The organism is Acinetobacter sp. NIPH 2100 (assembly GCF_000369805.1).
In the GTDB taxonomy this organism is placed as follows: domain Bacteria; phylum Pseudomonadota; class Gammaproteobacteria; order Pseudomonadales; family Moraxellaceae; genus Acinetobacter.
In genome coordinates this window covers 1692074-1710474 of sequence record NZ_KB850224.1, presented here as the reverse complement: position 1 = coordinate 1710474, position 18401 = coordinate 1692074, and the positions used below count along the sequence as shown (strand labels likewise).

17 protein-coding genes are annotated in these 18401 nt (G+C 39.9%); 12 read left to right on the top strand and 5 right to left on the bottom strand.

What is annotated here, in order from left to right:
* Positions 1-393 precede the first annotated feature (393 nt).
* The 5 genes from F887_RS10080 (at position 394) to accC (ending at position 5027) form a co-directional block, all read left to right on the top strand.
* Positions 394-984 carry an ANTAR domain-containing response regulator gene (locus F887_RS10080; RefSeq protein ID WP_004807526.1) on the top strand — a complete coding sequence of 197 codons (591 nt, stop codon included), beginning with the start codon at positions 394-396 and terminating at the stop codon, positions 982-984.
* Positions 985-2019 (top strand): ABC transporter substrate-binding protein, encoded by a 1035-nt coding sequence (locus F887_RS10085; protein WP_005293607.1) that lies wholly within the window; start codon positions 985-987, stop codon positions 2017-2019.
* A 727-nt stretch (positions 2020-2746) separates the two neighbouring features.
* Entirely contained in the window at positions 2747-3196 is a 450-nt protein-coding gene (gene aroQ, locus F887_RS10090) for a type II 3-dehydroquinate dehydratase (protein WP_005293604.1), read from the top strand.
* 26 nt (positions 3197-3222) lie between these two features.
* Positions 3223-3645 (top strand): acetyl-CoA carboxylase biotin carboxyl carrier protein, encoded by a 423-nt coding sequence (gene accB / locus F887_RS10095; RefSeq protein WP_005293600.1) that lies wholly within the window; start codon positions 3223-3225, stop codon positions 3643-3645.
* Between the two features lie 17 nt (positions 3646-3662).
* Positions 3663-5027, top strand: a complete 1365-nt coding sequence (gene accC, locus F887_RS10100; RefSeq protein WP_005293597.1) for an acetyl-CoA carboxylase biotin carboxylase subunit — start codon at positions 3663-3665, stop codon at positions 5025-5027.
* 50 nt (positions 5028-5077) lie between these two features.
* Here the strand turns inward: accC and F887_RS10105 are convergent, their stop codons facing one another.
* Positions 5078-5557, bottom strand: coding sequence for a hypothetical protein (locus F887_RS10105; RefSeq protein ID WP_004807536.1), 480 nt, complete (start codon positions 5555-5557; stop codon positions 5078-5080).
* 203 nt (positions 5558-5760) lie between these two features.
* On the opposite strand from F887_RS10105, the gene F887_RS10110 reads away from it, so the two are divergent.
* Complete coding sequence (locus F887_RS10110; RefSeq protein ID WP_005293594.1) at positions 5761-7251, top strand: amidase; 1491 nt, start codon at positions 5761-5763, stop codon at positions 7249-7251.
* A 1-nt stretch (position 7252) separates the two neighbouring features.
* Here F887_RS10110 and F887_RS10115 read toward each other — a convergent pair whose 3' ends face one another.
* The 3 genes from F887_RS10115 to F887_RS10125 form a co-directional block, all read right to left on the bottom strand.
* Positions 7253-8422, bottom strand: coding sequence for an MFS transporter (locus tag F887_RS10115; RefSeq protein ID WP_171067395.1), 1170 nt, complete (start codon positions 8420-8422; stop codon positions 7253-7255).
* A gap of 328 nt (positions 8423-8750) precedes the next feature.
* Positions 8751-9218 (bottom strand): nucleotide triphosphate diphosphatase NUDT15, encoded by a 468-nt coding sequence (locus tag F887_RS10120; protein ID WP_005293588.1) that lies wholly within the window; start codon positions 9216-9218, stop codon positions 8751-8753.
* 227 nt (positions 9219-9445) lie between these two features.
* Positions 9446-10834, bottom strand: a complete 1389-nt coding sequence (locus F887_RS10125) for an amino acid permease (protein WP_005293585.1) — start codon at positions 10832-10834, stop codon at positions 9446-9448.
* A 355-nt stretch (positions 10835-11189) separates the two neighbouring features.
* Between F887_RS10125 and fahA the strand changes: the two genes are divergently transcribed.
* From fahA to F887_RS10145, 4 genes are all read left to right on the top strand, one after another.
* Positions 11190-12494, top strand: coding sequence for a fumarylacetoacetase (fahA, locus tag F887_RS10130; protein WP_005293583.1), 1305 nt, complete (start codon positions 11190-11192; stop codon positions 12492-12494).
* A complete protein-coding gene (maiA, locus tag F887_RS10135; protein WP_005293580.1) occupies positions 12481-13113 on the top strand; it encodes a maleylacetoacetate isomerase in 633 nt (210 codons plus the stop codon). The genes fahA and maiA overlap by 14 nt, the downstream gene beginning before the upstream one ends.
* 18 nt (positions 13114-13131) lie before the next feature.
* The gene (locus F887_RS10140; RefSeq protein ID WP_005293578.1) at positions 13132-13680 is read left to right on the top strand and encodes a VOC family protein; all 549 of its coding nucleotides are present in this window, start codon (positions 13132-13134) and stop codon (positions 13678-13680) included.
* A gap of 283 nt (positions 13681-13963) precedes the next feature.
* Positions 13964-14743 carry an IclR family transcriptional regulator gene (locus tag F887_RS10145; protein ID WP_005293575.1) on the top strand — a complete coding sequence of 260 codons (780 nt, stop codon included), beginning with the start codon at positions 13964-13966 and terminating at the stop codon, positions 14741-14743.
* 67 nt (positions 14744-14810) lie between these two features.
* Here F887_RS10145 and hppD read toward each other — a convergent pair whose 3' ends face one another.
* On the bottom strand, positions 14811-15866 hold the full coding sequence (hppD, locus tag F887_RS10150) for a 4-hydroxyphenylpyruvate dioxygenase (protein ID WP_005293573.1): 1056 nt from the start codon (positions 15864-15866) through the stop codon (positions 14811-14813).
* Between the two features lie 472 nt (positions 15867-16338).
* On the opposite strand from hppD, the gene F887_RS10155 reads away from it, so the two are divergent.
* Both F887_RS10155 and F887_RS10160 read left to right on the top strand, forming a co-directional pair.
* Positions 16339-16572, top strand: a complete 234-nt coding sequence (locus F887_RS10155; RefSeq protein ID WP_005293569.1) for a hypothetical protein — start codon at positions 16339-16341, stop codon at positions 16570-16572.
* A gap of 426 nt (positions 16573-16998) precedes the next feature.
* Positions 16999-18390, top strand: a complete 1392-nt coding sequence (locus F887_RS10160; protein WP_005293567.1) for a GntP family permease — start codon at positions 16999-17001, stop codon at positions 18388-18390.
* Positions 18391-18401 lie beyond the last annotated feature (11 nt).

Sequence of the window (18401 nt, the reverse complement as noted above, 5' to 3'; positions counted from 1 at the left end):
AAGTGTTCATCAATATCTTCAAAATACAAAATAGCCATTGTTTTATATAAACTTTATTCATTTATTCTTTATTTTTAATAGATATCAATTCAGTTGAAGATACTACATTCGATACAACGACCTGTTTTAAAGCATAATTCGCACTGCTTCAAAACAAGTCTTTTTACGCACCAAAAAAGTACATCTTTATTTTTTTAGTTGGCAAATCTAACTTTTCATTTTCAGTCATCAGCAGCAGCGATACAATAAAGCGCATAAACAATACGCTTACGGAGCGATTGCACCGAATAAGAAATGCAAATACATTCACTGGCACTAATTTTGCTTGAAAAACAATACGTACAGTACTTGATACCACCTGTGCATCACCCCCACCGTTTGACCTATATACTTATGCCGAAACTCAAGATCGCACTTATTGATGACGACCAGGCTCGGGCTGAATACATAAAAACCTGTTTAATTGAACATGACTTTGATGTAGTGGCTTGCTTTACCCTCGATCATCTCAATATTTTTAAACTCGAACACCTTCAAGCAGATGTGATTCTGCTTGATATGGATCACCCACATCGCGATGTGATCGAAAGTTGTGTCAGTAACTTTGATCTACCCACGGTTCTATTTACCAAGAACACTGACAAAGACATGATTAAACAAGCCATCGATGCAGGGATTACCGCCTATATTGTCGATGGCATTGATCCAAGCCGTCTGCACACGATTTTAGATATTTCGATTGAACAGTATAAAAAGCATAAAAAACTAGAATGTGACCTCAAAGATGCCAAAACCAAACTGGCAGACCGCAAAGATGTGGAAAAAGCCAAAGTATTGCTGATGCAATTGCATGGCTTAACTGAAGATACCGCCTTTCAATTACTCCGAAAGAATGCGATGAGTCATCGTATGACCATTGGAGAAATGGCACGGCGTTTACTCGATGCACAACAACTTTTAAATAATCAGCTAAAGGATGAATAGATGAGCCATTTAGTCGAATTAGAGAAAGTAGAAAAAACTGAATTACAACTTGGCTATATTCCCTTACTTGATTGTGTCGCATTACTTTGGGCAAAACAGCGCGGTTTTTTTGAAGATGTTGGTTTAAAGGTCGATTTAGTCAAGGAAGCATCATGGGCCAGTTTACGAGATCGCCTCGCTTTTGGCTTACTCGATGCTGCTCATTGCTTGTCTGCGATGTTACCTGCTGCAGCTGTGGGTAGTGATCAAATTGGCATTGCCTTACAGACGCCATTGGTACTCAGTGAAAACCGCGCCTTTATTAGTTTGAGCCAGAAGCTCTGCTATGCACTCGATATTCGGAAGCACGATTCTGCTGAAAGTTCAGCCAAAAAACTGACAGATTACATCCACCAGCATCAAAATGTCTCTTTGGCACATGTGTTTCAACACTCAATTCATCACTATTGTTTAAGAGAATGGCTGGCATTGGCTGATCCGAAGCTCGCACAATCAATTCAGGTGAAAACATTGCCACCACCCTATATGGTCGAGGCCTTGAGTAATCATCTGGTGGATGGCTTTTGTGTGGGTGAACCCTGGAATACGCAAGCTGAGTTACAGGGTTTAAGTCAAATCGTCTGCACGAGTCAACACATCATTCCTAATGTTGCTGATAAAGTTTTGGCAGTCACTCAAGAATGGGCGCAGCAACACCCTCATACTTTGATTGCATTGACCAGTGCCATTATTCAAGCACAACAAGAACTACGACAACTCGAAGATTTTGCACCCGTCTGGCAGCTTCTCATTGAATTTGATGTCATTCAATTCCATTGTTCGCCAGACGTTCATGTTGAAAAGTATTTTACCATCCAAAATATTATTCGGAATTTTGTACTCAACAGTGCTGAACCCAAAGCCCAAGACTTTGAATGGTTATTTCAACAAATGCATAAATGGAATGCTTTGCAGCTAGAACAAGACACTTATCTGACGCAAGCACAGAATTGTCTGTTGCTCGAAACCTATCAAGCTGCTGCAAACAGCCCATAAAACTGAGGACAAAAAAAAGCTGTCTTTAACGATCAAGACAGCTTTTGAAAGACCCAAAAGGAATTACGCCAATCAAAAGTAATCCCTTAAGTACTCACTATCATATTGAAAGCAGAGATATCTTTTTCGGACATTTTTATGTCATTAACTGCCATACAGAATGCGAAATTTTATCATTTCTGCCAACTGTGCAAGCGATCGCAATGTTCAATCTCTAATCATCTTACATCACAGTAAGTATCAGCTTCGCAATAGCACTCAATGACTCAGCAGCATCACAAAATGTTTAATATTCATCATTTAGCTCAGTCGACTTCAATATCTTCAAAAATATTTATTTAAACACTGAAAAACAATATGTTAGTATAAAATTTCCGTCCTACCCGATCTCTTACAAACACCTTTTATCCTATTCTTTTTTAGGGATTTAAATCGATCTAAAATACGAAAATCTAAGCAGTTTGACTGCTGAGTTACACAAATCCCATGAACGAAATGGGGTAATTCAGTTTAGAATGTTTAAAAATAAAATTACACTAAATTTTGTCATATTTTAACATTGCCAATTCCTTGCAAAGTTTTCATTATATGCACCATGCTTGGTATGCAAATTTCTTCATTGATTAAAACAAATTATAAAAAAATTGCAGAATTTTGTGCCATAATAAGCAAACTTTGCAGACATCTTGCAAAAAACTTTTGCAGATTTAGAATTGGAGCAGGCTGAATGAGCTCAACCATTTTGGTAATTCATGGACCGAATTTGAACTTGCTAGGAAAACGCGAACCAGAGGTATATGGTTATCTGACGTTAGATGATGTTAACCAGCAACTCACCGCTCAAGCCCAACATGCATCACTCACACTAGATACTTTTCAGAGCAATTGGGAAGGAGCGATTGTTGATCGTATCCATCAAGCACAAAATGAGGGTGTGAAATTTATCATTATCAACCCTGCTGCCTTGACCCATACCTCTGTTGCTTTACGCGATGCCCTGCTCGGTGTTGCTATTCCATTTATTGAGGTTCATTTGTCAAATGTTCACGCTCGTGAAGCATTTCGTCATCACTCATATTTATCAGATAAAGCCATTGGCGTAATTTGTGGCTTAGGTGCAAAGGGTTACTCCTTTGCTCTCGATTACGCTATCGAAAAAATTCAATCTTCTAACTAATTTAAACTTTTTAGGAATGCTCACTCATGGATATCCGTAAAATCAAGAAGCTCATCGACTTGATGATTGAATCTGACTTACAAGCGATTGAAGTTAAGGAAGGTGATCAATCCATCTCACTGACTCGTCCAACTCCTGTTTACGCAACGGCTCCAATTGCAGCAGCTTCTGCTGCTTCGGCACCTGCTGCTCCAGCAGCAAAAACACCACGTGGTGCTGTTGAAACTTCACCAATGGTTGGTGTGTTCTATGCAGCACCAAGTCCTGGTGAAGCACCATTTGTCAAAGTCGGTCAAACGGTATCTGCGGGTGAAACGCTGGGTATTATTGAAGCAATGAAAATCATGAACCCGATTGAAGCAACAAAAAGCGGCGTAATTGAAGAAATTCTCGTGAAAAATGGTGAAGTGATCCAATTCGGTCAACCACTTTTCCGCTACCGTGCTTAATCAGTTTGGGGATTCCTATGTTGCAAAAAGTATTAATTGCAAACCGTGGCGAAATCGCTTTACGAATTACTCGGGCTTGTAAAACTCTTGGCATTAAAACTGTTGGTATCTACTCAGATGCTGATAAAGACTTAATGCACTTACGCTTCGTTGATGAAGCAGTGTGTATCGGACCGGGTGCGAGTAGCGAAAGCTATTTAAATATTCCTGCAATTATTACGGCTGCAGAAATTACAGGTGCAGATGCAATCCACCCTGGTTATGGCTTCTTATCCGAGAATGCAGAATTTGCTGAAATTGTAGAAAGTTCTGGTTTTATTTTCATCGGCCCTCGCCCTGAACATATTCGCCTCATGGGGAATAAAGTATCAGCGATTATTGCCATGAAAAAGTCTGGCGTACCAACCGTACCGGGTTGTGACCATGCAGTAACGATTAACAATGCCCTTGCTGAAGCAAAAGAAATCGGCTTTCCATTGATTGTAAAAGCTGCTTCTGGTGGCGGCGGTCGTGGTATGCGTATCGTAGAGCGTGTCGATACACTGCTTGAATCTGTTCAGGCTGCACAACGTGATGCTGAAATGTGGTTCGGCGATGATACGGTCTATATGGAACGTTTCTTACAAAAACCACGCCATGTAGAAGTACAGGTTCTCGGTGATGGTAATGGCCATGCAATTCACCTGTATGATCGTGACTGTTCTTTACAACGTCGCCATCAAAAAGTTCTCGAAGAAGCACCTGCGCCAAACCTACCAGAACAAGCACGTGCCGACATTTTAGAAGCATGTGTGAATGCATGTAAGTTAATGCAGTATCGTGGTGCAGGTACATTTGAATTTTTATTTGAAGACGGCGAATTCTTCTTCATTGAAATGAATACGCGTGTACAAGTTGAACATCCTGTCACTGAAATGGTGACTGGGGTTGATATCATTGAGCAACAGCTTCGCATTGCGGCTGGTCTAGGTCTAGAACTTGAGCAGGAGCAAATCGAAGTCAAAGGCCATGCCATTGAATGCCGTATCAATGCTGAAGATCCTACGACGTTCTTACCTTCTCCAGGTAAAATTGAAAATTTCTATGCCCCAGGTGGCGCAGGGATTCGTTTAGACTCGCATATTTATCAAGGCTACAACATTCCGCCTTACTATGACTCAATGATTGCAAAATTGATTTCTCATGGTAAAGACCGTGAAACATCTTTGGCTCGTATGCGCCAAGCATTAGATGAAATGATTTTGACGGGAATTAAAACCAATATTCCTTTGCATAAAGATTTGATCTTGCAAGACAAAAATTTCTGCGAACAGGCAATGGATATTCATTACCTTGAAAAACATTTGCTAAAGCAGCTTGAACCACAAGCTGAAAAAGCCTAAATAAAAAAGCCTCTTAAATTATAAGAGGCTTTTTTTATAATAATCTTCAATCAAGGTAAAACTCGACGCAAGGTCGCGAAACACTTATCACCTTTCTCGCTGGCACAAAAATCGATCGTTGAATCATTAGCCCATTTTACAAAATATTGGGAAACCTCACCCGTTTGATCTTGCTTTTGACCTGAACAATCCATTTCATTATTGTCATATTTAATTTGCAAAACCAGTGCTGGCAAGCGTTCTTTATGATCTTCTGATGGCTGATAATCATATAACCCATACGACCATTCTTGACCACTCTTAATCACAACATCACTTGCGCCACGGAAGTTATAGTATTCGACACACTTCTTATTGTTGGGAATTTCCATTCCCCACAGCCCCATGATTTCAGGGCGAGTTGTGACCCGAATCGCATTTGCTTTGGCTATTTGTTGTGGTGTTACTGTTGCTTTGTCATTTACGACCGTCTCTGCCATAGTCCATGTTGAGCAAGCCCATAATAATCCAATAATATAAATATTTTTCATAGATTTAATTAAGTCGTCATCTTAACGGTGCATAGGCTTAAATTAGCATATTTTTTGATAAAAGCATGCATTCATAACCATATAAACACAATATTTTTACCATGTAATTTAATTGCTTGTTTTGATAATTTTTCAGGTATTCTATTTTTCAAATTGTATTTAACTTTTTACTTTATAAAGATTTAGCTTTAGGGATAAAAGCCATGAAATTTTCAGAATACGTACAGTACGATGGTTTAGGGTTAGCTGAGTTAGTCAGAAACAAAGAGGTACAGCCTTCGGAGCTGCTCGAAATCGCATTAGAACGAACTGATAAAGTTAATTCAAAGCTAAATGCCATCATTATCCCGATGTACGAACAAGCGAAACAACGTGCCCAACAGGCTATATCTGGTCCATTTGCGGGTGTTCCATTTTTAGTTAAAGATCTATTTCAGGAATATCAGGGTATCCCCACTTCCTACGGCAGCCATGCACTCAAACGGATCAATTACACGCCTGACTTTAATGCAGAAATTGTCAATCGTTGGGAACAAACCGGTATTGTCACTTTCGGACGAACCAACACGCCAGAATTCGGAATTAAAGGGATTACTGAGCCTGACGCTTGGGGGACATGCCATAATCCGTGGAATTTAAAACATAACAGCGGTGGCTCTTCAGGTGGCGCTGCTTCGGCAGTTGCAGGTGGACTTGTTCCTATTGCAGGTGCTGGAGATGGTGGTGGATCAATTCGTATCCCCGCTTCCTATTGCGGTTTATTTGGGCTTAAACCCAGTCGCGGACGCACGCCATGGGGACCACAATTTAGTGAAGCCATGCACGGTGCAGCCATGCAACATGTACTTAGCAAAACTGTTCGAGATAGCGCAGCCATGCTCGATGCAGTGCAAGGCCCAGAACAAACCTCTTTATTTAGAATCGAAGCACCGAAACAAAACTATCTAGAAGTCATCCAACAACCGCCGAAAAAACTCAGAATCGCCTTCAGTACTCAATCACCGATCGGGACCAAAATATCTAAAGATGCAATTCTAGCGGTGCAACAAACAGCTCAGCTGTTGGCGTCATTAGGTCATATCGTGGTTGAAGACCGTCCGAAAATTGATGGGCTGGAACTTGCAAAAGATTTTGTCACCACATGGTTCAGTCAATTCTCCTATATGCAGGCACAAATCAAGCAAATGGCAGCTGCGACTGATCGAGATTTCGAACTCGATTCAATTGCATTAGCTGCCTTTGGCGCTAAAACCACGGCGACAGAATATATTCATACCCTGAATAATTGGGGGCTGTATAGCACACAGATGAATATTTTCTTTAACACATATGACCTGTACTTAACACCGACCACTGCCTCTGTCGCACCTAAAAATGGTGAAGTTGCGACACCGGCTTGGCAGAAACCGATCTTAAAAGGTTTGTTAAAACTAGGAAAAGCACATTATTTAGCGCAAGGTAAATTAGTTGAAAAAATGGTACAGGACAATTTAAGTTGGGTGCCATTTACCCAATTGGCAAATGTCACAGGTTTACCGGCTATGTCTGTACCACTTTATTGGAACAAACATGGCATGCCACTCGGTAGTCAGTTTATTGCGCCTTTTGGTCGTGAGGATCGCTTGCTGCAACTTGCAGCCCAACTGGAACAAGCACAACCTTGGATGCCCCAGTATAAAAATATTCAACTCTAGTCTAGCGATTGGCTGCTGTTTCCACTTGATTCGGCAGCCATACTACAAGCAATAAACCCAATAGCACGGCAATACTGGCGCAGAAGAAAATCGTCGCACCTGAAAATATTTGCCAATAATGTCCTGCCAATAAACTTCCTGAAGCCACACCCAGTCCCCACATGGTACTGTATAGTGCTTGTCCCCGACCTTGCTGTTCTGCCGAAAAATTCTGAAAAATGACTTTCATCGCAATCAGATGAAATAGTCCAAAACTAAAAGCATGTAAACATTGCGTCAACAGTTGTCCAATATAGTTTGTCTCTAACACACCCACCAACAACCAACGCAAGCTGGTTAAAAGCAGACAAATAACAACCAATGTCCGCCATGAAAAGCGTGTAAAAAACAGCTTTTGTGCAACAGCAAACATCACAATTTCAGCAATGACGCCCATTGCCCACAAGCTACCGATTTGAGTGGTGCTAAATCCAATTTCTTTCAGGAAGTTGCTATAGAAACTGTAAAAGGGTGCCAACGAAAACAATAAAATAAATTCAATGCTAAAGAATGCCGCTACAGTTGGCTTCTTTAGAACTGGCCATAAAGGTTCTAATTTTTTCTGCGAACTCGGTGCATGCTCAGGTTCTTTAATACTAAATGACCAAAGAAATGCAAGGAATGAAATCGCCAAAAGTAAAATGGGCAACATTGAAATTGGAATAACTTCCAATAATGCCCCAATCACAAATACACCTACGATAAAACCAACGGATCCCCACTTACGCACTTTGCCATAGAGTTCTGCACGTTTTTCGCCAAGCCAAAATAAAGTTACCCCTTCAAATTGCGCCAGAATTGCATTTTGGAAGAAGCTAAAAATCAGCATCAGCAAGGCCACGGATTGAAAGCTATTTGGAATCACAAAAATGGCAAACCAAATACAGGCTTCCATCCACGTGGCAATGCGAACCAAAAGCATTCGTTTACCAGACTTATCGGCAATCCAGCCCCAAATCAATGGGGCAAAAAAACGGGTGATAATCGCAATTGAGGAAAGAATGCCGATTTCTTGGTAATTAAAACCTTGATCTTGCAGATACAGGTTCCAATACGGCATGAATGTCCCGACTATGGAATAGTAGAAAAAGTAGAAACCTGCGAGTCTGGTATTAATGGTCAGTGATTGCATTGATTCATTTTCAGTTGGCAAAACTCAAAATAATGGCTGGGATATTTGCACTGGAACTTTCACCAATGAGCAAACATACACGCGCTTATTCTTTATGTGGACTTAGATCAAGAGCATCATACATTCAAACCATTCTAAATAATGTATTCAATGAGCGTTCAACCAGATATAGCATACATAATTCTTTCTAAATGAAGCAAAATCATTCATGCCACTTCTCATCATCAATAAAAAAACACCCTCTTCTGGGTGTTTAATATTCCGAAAAATGATCAGAGAACTTCGAAATAACTCATTCATGCAGGCGATGTTAAATTAACTTTTATTCTCACAAAGTTATCGGATATGCCGCCCATGACTCATGAAGTTGCTCTTGTTTCCAAACCCTCAACATCGCTTCAGATGCCGGAAATAAATGCGTAGGTAAATCGGATAAACTAAACCAATCCCATCGTTCAAAAATGTCTGGCTCCGTTACAACGATTTGTTGTTTCAGATTATTATTCTGCAATTTAAATGACAGTCCTATTGTTGTATTTACGATCCTTGAAGATTGGTCAATCAGGACGGTAAATGGCTTCATATTTTGTATTTCTAATTTTAACCCTGTTTCTTCGAATGCCTCTCTAGCGGCTGTCTGCTCAAAAGTTTCCCCTGCTTCAATTTTGCCTCCGGGAAAGCACCATGAAGCTTCTTCACCCGCTTTAATACGTAAACCTAACAAGACATGTTCTGATTGGTCTAATACCATCACGCCAACCCCAACGATCGGTGATAAATTTAAAGTCTTAGTCATAATCTACTGCCTCTAAAATATTTTTATCAGAAAATAAGCGAATTAGATGCTTATTAAATAGAAGACTATTCACATAATGATGACTTATTATTGCAGCAACAATACAGTCTGAATAAAACACATCAAATAAATTTCTCATCCCAAATCAGCAGTCGAATCATAAAAACAAAAAAGCTGGAAACGATTCCAGCCTTTTCGGAAATAGATTTGAGAATACTTATTCGAGCTTAAGCATCCGTATTCAACGCTATACTGGGTTGAGCATTTCTTAATTTACGCTGCTTCAAATAATAGGCCAGCATCAAACAGAGAATCCACGCTGGAATCATCATCACGGCGATACGCATATCCGCAGTCAGTGACATCACCACCAGAATACTCAGCATAAAAATAATGCATAGATAATTACTAAATGGATAAGCAATACTTGGGAACTTGGTTGTTTGCCCTTGTGCTTGCATGGCTTTACGGAACTTTAAATGGGTCCATGAAATGACCACCCAGTTAATCACGATCGCTGCAACCACTAACATCATCAACAAACCAAATGCTTTCTCTGGGAATGCATAGTTCAATAATACGCACAGTACCGTCACAAATGCAGAGACATAGACTGCATTGGTTGGAATACCGCGCTTGTTGATTTTCTTAAGGAACTTGGGTGCATTACCTTGTTGAGCCAAGCCCAACAGCATACGGCTGCTGCAATAGCTAGTTCCGTTATACACAGACACTGCTGCGGTCAAGATCACAAAGTTCAACATGGTCGCAACGCCTTGGCTATCCAGTGAAGCAAAGACCATTACGAATGGGCTACCACCTTGTGCCATTTGGTTCCAAGGAAACAAAGCGAATAAGATAAAAAGCGTTGCGATATAGAAAATCAAAATACGATAGATAATTTGATTCACTGCTTTTGGCAAGGTTTTATCTGGATCGCGTGCTTCAGCTGCAGTGATACCAAATAACTCAATGCCACCAAAGGCAAAAATGATCACTGCCATTGCCATCACCAGACCTTCTACACCAAACGGAAAGAATCCACCTAATGCCCAAAGGTTACTGATACCCGCCTGTGGTCCTGCTGTCCCCGTTGCGAGTAAATAGGAACCGAAGCCGATCATGGCCAAGATCGCTAAAATTTTGATGATCGAGAACCAAAACTCCATCTCACCAAAAAACTTTACATGCAAAAGGTTGATACCGTTAATTAAGATAAAAAAGGCCAATGCCGAAACCCATGTCGGGATTTCAGGCCACCAGTATTGAATATATAACCCAATCGCTGTGAGCTCGGCCATACAGACCAGAACATTGAGTACCCAATAGTTCCAACCTGACATGAAACCTGCAAATGAGCCCCAGTATTTATAAGCAAAATGGCTAAATGAACCACTGACTGGCTCTTGTACCACCATCTCACCTAACTGTCGCATCATTAAAAATGCAATAAGCCCTGCAATCGCATAACCCAAGATGACCGAAGGGCCAGCCAGCTTAATCGATTGTGAAATACCTAGAAACAAACCTGTGCCAATCGCACCACCTAGCGCAATAAGCTGGATGTGCCGATTGCTTAAACCGGGGTTCAGGTTTCCTTGCTCCTGTTTTGACATATGATTATTCTCATCCTTGTCGCGTAATTTTTATGTACGAAATTACGTATATCATAAGTTAATCACAAATGCCTATATCTAATTCGAAAAATAATCAGTTCACTTTTCGAATAACCGCGCATATAAACAGAAAAATCAACAAATAACAAATATTATGAATAATGTAATTAAATTATGTATTGCGTAATTAATTATTTTCAGTATGATAGAAATTAAGACGTAGGAAATTTTGACTTAAGCAAAGCACAATTGGCAGATAAAAAATTAAAGATCATTTTATCTATCAATTACTTAATCAAGATCCCCCTCACTAATTAGATTAGACCAACAGAATTAAAGACAAGGAAAGCGAATCATGGCACATCACTTAACTTCTTTTCTTGAGATTGATGCACAATCAGATTTCACAATACATAATTTGCCATACGGTATTTTCAGTGAAACCACACAAGGTGACAAACGTGTTGGTGTTGCCATTGGTGATTGGGTGCTTGACCTTGCAGCATTAGAGCAAAAAGGTTTATTACAGCTCACGACATCAAACTGTTTTAATCAGCCAACACTGAATAAATTCATCGAAACAGGTAAACAAAATTGGCATACAGTTCGCAACACCTTACAAAGCTTACTGTCTACAGAAAATCCCACCTTACGTGATCATGCCGATTTACGTCAGCAAGTCTTATTCAAACAACAAGACGTGGTTTTACATTTACCGATTCAAGTCCCTGGCTATACCGATTTCTATTCATCTAAAGAACATGCCACCAATGTAGGTACCATGTTTAGAGATCCGAAGAATGCTCTCCTGCCAAACTGGAGCGAACTTCCTGTTGGCTATAACGGTCGTGCCAGTTCTGTGATTGTCAGTGGCAAAGATATTGTCCGTCCTTCTGGGCAAATCAAATTGCCGAATGAAGAACGTCCTGTTTTTTCAGCTACACGTAAACTAGATTTCGAATTAGAGACTGCTTTTGTGGTGGGCAAAGCAACTGAATTGGGTGAGCCTATTGCGATTGAAAATGCATGGAATCACATCTTTGGTATGGTGTTATTGAACGACTGGTCAGCACGTGACATTCAACAATGGGAATATGTACCATTGGGTCCTTTCAATGCCAAAACCTTTGCCAGTGCGATTTCACCGTGGGTGGTCACCATGGAAGCACTGGAACCCTTCAGAGTTACAGGCCCAGAACAACAACCTCAACCACTTGGTTATTTGCAAGAAAACACTGCAAATAGCTATGACATTCATCTGAGTGTTGAAGTTCAAACCCCTCAATCACCTCAAGCAGATGTGATTTGCCAAACCAACTTTAAATATATGTATTGGTCAATGGCACAACAACTGACTCACCACACCATCGCGGGTTGTAATGTTCAAGTCGGTGATTTAATGGGTTCAGGTACTATTTCAGGTTCTACCGAAGACTCTTATGGCAGTTTGCTTGAACTCACTTGGAATACCACCAAACCACTTCATCTTTCAAATGGTGAAACACGTGGCTTCTTGGAAGATGGCGATCGTGTGGTCATGAAAGGCTACTGTGAAAAAGATGGTATTCGCGTGGGCTTTGGTGAGGTTGCCAATACCATTTTACCCGCGCGTCACTTTAGTTTTAATGAACAAAAGGACGAGCGCTATGAAACTGTATAGTTACTTTCGTAGCTCTGCGGCTTATCGCGTGCGAATCGCTCTCAATCTGAAAGAACTGGCCTATGAAACAGAAGCGGTGCATTTAGTCAAAAACGAGCAGCAACAAGCCAGCTATCGTGCGCTTAATCCGAGTCAGTTTGTTCCAACCTTGATAGACCAAGATCAGCCCTTGCTGCAATCGCTCAGTATTTTGGAATATCTGGAAGAACGCTATCCCACAAAACCATTGTTGCCAAAAGACCTGATTGAACGTGCCAAAGTCCGTGCTTTTGCCCAGAGCATTGCCTGCGACATACACCCGCTCAACAACTTGAGAGTGTTGAAGTATCTGCAAAGAGATCTCGCCGTCAGCGATGAGCAAAAAAATACTTGGTATCAGCACTGGATTTTAGAAGGCTTTCACAGCTTAGAAATGCAATTGCAACATTCCAATGGACAATTCTGTTTTGGTACACAAGCGACTTTTGCGGATTGCTGTTTGATTCCTCAAGTCTATAACGCCAAGCGATTCAAAATTGATCTAAGTGCTTTTCCAAAAATTGAATCGATTTACCAATATTGCTTAACCCTCCCAGCATTTTTGAATGCAACACCAGAACAACAACCAGATTGGGAATAAAGGAAAAGGAGTTTTACGATGAGCTTTGCAATTAAAAAAATTCACCACGTGGCCTATCGCTGTAAAGATGCCAAAGAAACCGTTCAATGGTATAAGCAAATGCTGCACATGGACTTTATCTTGGCCTTTGCAGAAGATCATGTGCCATCAACCAAAGCCTTTGATCCTTATATGCACTTGTTTTTAGATGCAGGTCAAGGCAATGTCCTGGCTTTCTTTGAGTTACCCACCCAGCCAGATATGGGCCGTGATGAAAATACCCCGCAATGGGTACAACACATTGCCTTTGAAGTTGAAGATTTAGATGCCCTATTGGCAGCAAAAGCTCATCTTGAAGCAAATGAAGTTAAGGTATTAGGGGTGACCAATCATGGCATCTTCCATTCGATTTACTTCTTCGATCCAAATGGCCATCGTCTTGAACTGACCTATAACGATGTTCATGCTGAGGCAAAAATTGCACGGATTACCGAAGAAATGAAACTGGAAATGTTGGATGAATGGAGCCGAACCAAACGTGCTCCACATCATACGCACTTCTTGCATGAAGACGAACTCGGCGCATAAACCGAATTCAATCCACATGGCATTAGACTTGTAAAATTCTAATGCCTTTTTTATTGGCTAAAATACAAAGCATTTTGTATATTTTTAAAGCATGGTACGCTCAGCAAAATAAAATGCAATCACTCTAAAAACAATTGTATGCTTATACAATTCTCCGATTTGATTCATTTAAAAAGATGATTTCTATTTTGTTGAATGCTCAGGCATTATGTGCTGAATATAAATTGTCCATAATTGACAGCAACAAACAATGTGTGAAAAAAGGCAGCTTAAGGGTTATTGAATGATTGAAGAAAAGTTATCTGGTGGGGTTCAATCACTTGAGGTCGGTTTAGCCGTACTCAATGCCCTTTTAGAGCATAACAAGCCGATTATACTAAAAGATTTATCTAGCAAACTCGATATGCATCCGGCCAAAGTACATCGCTATCTGGTCAGCCTGATTCGCATGAACTACGCCAAGCAACTGACTGATGGACAATATGCCTTGGGTGATCAAGCATGGCGCCTAGGATTAAACTGCATTCAACATACCGACGTATTACAGCTGGTTCAACATCTGATTTACGAACTACAGAATAAAATTGGCTGTGGGATTCAGATCAGCAAATGGTCGCCTAAAGGACCGTTAGTGGTTCAATCAATCGAATCCAACCATCCGATTTCGATCGTTACCAAAGTTGGTTCGATCATGCCCTTGGTCAATTCGGCCGCAGGTCGTGTGTTTGCGTCTTATATGCCTGAAGCCATGATAAAGCCACTGATGCTGGCTGAATGGGAAAAAGCAACCCAAAACCATTATCCGATTAAGCCTACAGACTGGAATGAGTTTTTAACACTGAAAGAGAAAATCCTGCAACAAGGCATGTCCGTTGCACAAGGTGATTTATTGGTGGGGATCAATGCGGTAGGTTTACCGATTTTTAATGCACATCACTCAATGGAGTTTTGTATTGTAGCTTTGGACAGTGAAATGTTTTTCTCTGTCCATGAAGGCAGCGAAAAACTTGAGTTATTTAAACGCGAAGTTGCTGCAATCAATCAATATATTCAAACGCGTTAAAATGTATAGATGCAATAAAAAGCCAAGAATCGAAATTCTTGGCTTTTTTGTTGTAGATACCACTGAGTTATTTTGCTTCTAACACACCACGGCGGATTTGGTCACGTTCGATGGATTCAAACAACGCCTTGAAATTACCTTCTCCAAAGCCGTCATCATCTTTACGTTGGATAAATTCGAAAAATACTGGACCCAGCATGTTTTCAGAGAAAATCTGTAATAACAGTTTTTTAGGACCTTGCTTGGTATTACCATCCAGCAAAATACCACGCTTTTGCAACTCATCCGTTGGTTCACCATGATCAGGTAAACGTTCTTTCAACATTTCATAATAAGTTTCTGGTGGTGGGGTCATAAACTTAAGCCCTAAACCTTTTAACTTATCCCAAGTTGAAATCAGATCATCAGTGATAAAGGCAATATGTTGAATCCCTTCACCATTAAAGTCTGACAAAAACTCAGCAATTTGACCATTACCCTTGTCTGAATCTTCATTCAATGGAATACGAATCATGCCATCTGGCGCAGTCAATGCCTTAGAGGTTAAACCGGTATATTCGCCTTTAATATCAAAGTAACGAATTTCCTGGAAATTAAAGATTTTTTCGTAGAAGTTCGCCCAATACTCCATACGTCCTTTATAAACGTTATGGGTCAAGTGATCGATTTCGTTTAGACCGGTACCTTTTGGATTTCGATCGACATCATCAAAGAAGACAAAATCATTTTCATAAATATCACGATCGACAAGGAAAATTGGCATACCACCAATGCCTTTAATCGCAGGGATATTTAATTCCATCGGTCCAGCTTGTGAATACATTGGCTCTGCGCCAAGCTCAATGGCTTTGGTAAACGCTTTGGCTGCATCACGTGTTCTAAAGCCCATCGCACATGCTGAAGGACCATGCTCTTTAAAGAAGAATGAAGCATAAGATTCAGGCTGATAGTTCAAGATAATATTGATATTACCCTGACGCCATAAATAAACTTTTTTAGATTTATGCTTTGCGACTTTGGTAAAACCGATGGTCTCAAAGATCTGATCTAATCCATTTTCCGTCGAAACAAACTCAATAAAAGCAAAACCACATAGTTCTAATGGGTTATCTAAAATGTCCATCTAGTTTCCCTTATTTAGATAAATTCATCCGTTTTAATGCGATACACAATGTTTATTCTTCAATTGCTTAGCAAGCTGTCATAAGAATTCACATTTGCATGCTTGATCAGAAAAGGCGACAGGTGTTTTTATAAGTATGTAAAAGCATCCATGTTAAAGCCCTTTCCATCCATGAGGCGCCAGATGAAGAAATCTTGGTTCTTGATCATTGGCTCTCAGCTATAGATCCATGCTACAAGAAAGCTTAAATTTATGCAATACATAATTAAATTATGTTATGTGTAATTTTATTGCTTATTTGGTCCTGTAATGGTCGTTATTAAAAAATAAATGGATGCATTGCTAAATCAGACCATGGTCTCAGCGTCATCGAAAATAAGTATTATCAGATCTTAGCGATTGTCTTAAATTCTTAACAAAGTTCGACTAGCTTAAGCAAATGATCTGCAAAGACTTATGAGACAATTTAGAGATGACGCATACTCCGATTTTCGAACAATTAACTCAACTGATTGAAGGTTATCGCCATGAACATGGTGCCAGACCACAGAAAATTTTAATTGGTTATAAAGCCTATTATGACTTGATGGGAAATCCAGATTTTGCAATTGAAGTTACTGACTCTGCTTTAAACCCCAATAAAAGAAAGTATAAGAAGATTAAGATTAAAGTCACCAAAGATGACTATCAGCTTGAACTAGAATAATGTGCTCACTACAGAAACGTTTTGCCCTATATTCTTTCATAAAGCATAAAAGCAACAATTAAAGGTTGTGGAATGAACCATAAATCCTGAATTAGGCCACTTCAACATGAACGAGTTGATCACTCGCTTTTCTTAGTTTTAAAGCTTGCTTCCTCAAAATTTGCTTATAAAAACTTGGTTTTCAATCTCCTTCGCTTCACTAATGCCCTATGTAATCTAGAACTTTCATAATAAAATTATTATTTGATTTTAATATTTTTTTAATTTATCTGCTTCTCATCTCACAAAAATCCTCCAATACAATCGACTAACCTCCCGATTACTTCACTTTAATTATCTCTCTTGACTTCACTTAGATTAAATTATATACATTAATAATGATACGTTTCGTATCATTATACAAAACTACAAAAACAGGTGTATAAAATGGTCGGACTAATTGGAATAGTCTTGTCCTTAATACTGCTGATGTATTTAGCATATAAAGGATTTAGCGTAATCATACTTGCGCCCCTACTGGCACTATTTGCAGTGGTATGGAGCGGTTTAAGCAATGAACTACTTGGGTTCTATTCACAAGTGTTTATGACAGGTTTAGGCGGTTATATCATCAAATACTTCCCGCTTTTTTTATTAGGCGCAGTATTTGGAAAATTAATGGATGACTCTGGTTCTGCACAAACCATTGCCAATTTTTTTGTTGAAAAACTTGGTCATCACCGAGCTATGCTTTCCATTGTGTTGTCTTGTGCAATTTTAACTTACGGAGGCGTTTCACTTTTTGTTGTAGGTTTTGCAGTTTTTCCGATTGCTTCTGCATTATTTAAAGAGCTTGGGATTCCCAAGCGTTTAATTCCCGCGGCAATTATGTTAGGTGCACTCACCTTTACCATGACAGCCTTACCAGGCACACCTGCAATTCAAAATGCAATCCCGATGCCTTTTTTTGATACTGATCTCTATGCTGCACCAGGACTCGGTGTTTTGGCATCGATCTTTATCTTGATAACTGGTATGTGGTGGCTCAATAGACGTGTCAAAAAAGCGGATCTTAAGAGCGAAGGTTATGGACATCATAACGAGGCTCACCTTGAGCAGAATTCAATACGTGCCAAGCCAAGTCTTGTGGTTGCGTTTATTCCAATTTTCATTGTGATTGTGAGCAACTTAGTCCTCACTAAACTCATCTTACCTTCGCTGGATACTGCATATTTGGCAACGGATCAGTTTGGGAATACCTCACTCAATTCAGTGATTGGATTATGGGCAATCATATGTGCTTTAGTCTTAGCGTGTTTAAGCATTATTCTGCTGAACTGGAAAACTATCATCGATATCAAAGACTCAATTCAGCAAGGTGTTTCCTCGTCATTTTTACCCATTTTTAATACGGCATCAGAAGTTGGTTATGGTTCAGTTATTGCGTCATTGGCTGGTTTTATTATTTTACGAGACTTTCTGGTTGGCATTGCACCGAATAACCCGCTTATTTCAGAAGCAATCGTCATCAATGTCTTGGCAGGGATCACAGGTTCTGCGTCAGGTGGCCTGAGTATCGCGTTAAATACCATGGGAGAAACTTATAAAGAATTAGCCATCCAATATGGCATTTCACTTGAACTCATGCATCGTGTCGCCTCTATGGCTTCTGGTGCACTCGACTCACTTCCCCACAATGGTGCTGTAATTACCATTATTACGCTGTGTGGTTTGACCCATAAACAATCTTATTATGACATGTTCATTGTTGCTGTAATCATTCCCCTGATTGCACTGAGTGGTGTGATTACACTTGGAACAATATTCGGCTCTTTTTAAAAACGATCTAT

Bases quoted from the DNA above. Each gene is read 5' to 3' on its own strand.
- F887_RS10080 (WP_004807526.1), top strand. From the start codon at position 394: ATGCCGAAACTCAAGATCGCACTTATTGATGACGACCAGGCTCGGGCT.
- F887_RS10085 (WP_005293607.1), top strand. From the start codon at position 985: ATGAGCCATTTAGTCGAATTAGAGAAAGTAGAAAAAACTGAATTACAA.
- aroQ (WP_005293604.1), top strand. From the start codon at position 2,747: ATGAGCTCAACCATTTTGGTAATTCATGGACCGAATTTGAACTTGCTA.
- accB (WP_005293600.1), top strand. From the start codon at position 3,223: ATGGATATCCGTAAAATCAAGAAGCTCATCGACTTGATGATTGAATCT.
- accC (WP_005293597.1), top strand. From the start codon at position 3,663: ATGTTGCAAAAAGTATTAATTGCAAACCGTGGCGAAATCGCTTTACGA.
- F887_RS10105 (WP_004807536.1), bottom strand. From the start codon at position 5,557: ATGAAAAATATTTATATTATTGGATTATTATGGGCTTGCTCAACATGG.
- F887_RS10110 (WP_005293594.1), top strand. From the start codon at position 5,761: ATGAAATTTTCAGAATACGTACAGTACGATGGTTTAGGGTTAGCTGAG.
- F887_RS10115 (WP_171067395.1), bottom strand. From the start codon at position 8,422: ATGCAATCACTGACCATTAATACCAGACTCGCAGGTTTCTACTTTTTC.
- F887_RS10120 (WP_005293588.1), bottom strand. From the start codon at position 9,218: ATGACTAAGACTTTAAATTTATCACCGATCGTTGGGGTTGGCGTGATG.
- F887_RS10125 (WP_005293585.1), bottom strand. From the start codon at position 10,834: ATGTCAAAACAGGAGCAAGGAAACCTGAACCCCGGTTTAAGCAATCGG.
- fahA (WP_005293583.1), top strand. From the start codon at position 11,190: ATGGCACATCACTTAACTTCTTTTCTTGAGATTGATGCACAATCAGAT.
- maiA (WP_005293580.1), top strand. From the start codon at position 12,481: ATGAAACTGTATAGTTACTTTCGTAGCTCTGCGGCTTATCGCGTGCGA.
- F887_RS10140 (WP_005293578.1), top strand. From the start codon at position 13,132: ATGAGCTTTGCAATTAAAAAAATTCACCACGTGGCCTATCGCTGTAAA.
- F887_RS10145 (WP_005293575.1), top strand. From the start codon at position 13,964: ATGATTGAAGAAAAGTTATCTGGTGGGGTTCAATCACTTGAGGTCGGT.
- hppD (WP_005293573.1), bottom strand. From the start codon at position 15,866: ATGGACATTTTAGATAACCCATTAGAACTATGTGGTTTTGCTTTTATT.
- F887_RS10155 (WP_005293569.1), top strand. From the start codon at position 16,339: ATGACGCATACTCCGATTTTCGAACAATTAACTCAACTGATTGAAGGT.
- F887_RS10160 (WP_005293567.1), top strand. From the start codon at position 16,999: ATGGTCGGACTAATTGGAATAGTCTTGTCCTTAATACTGCTGATGTAT.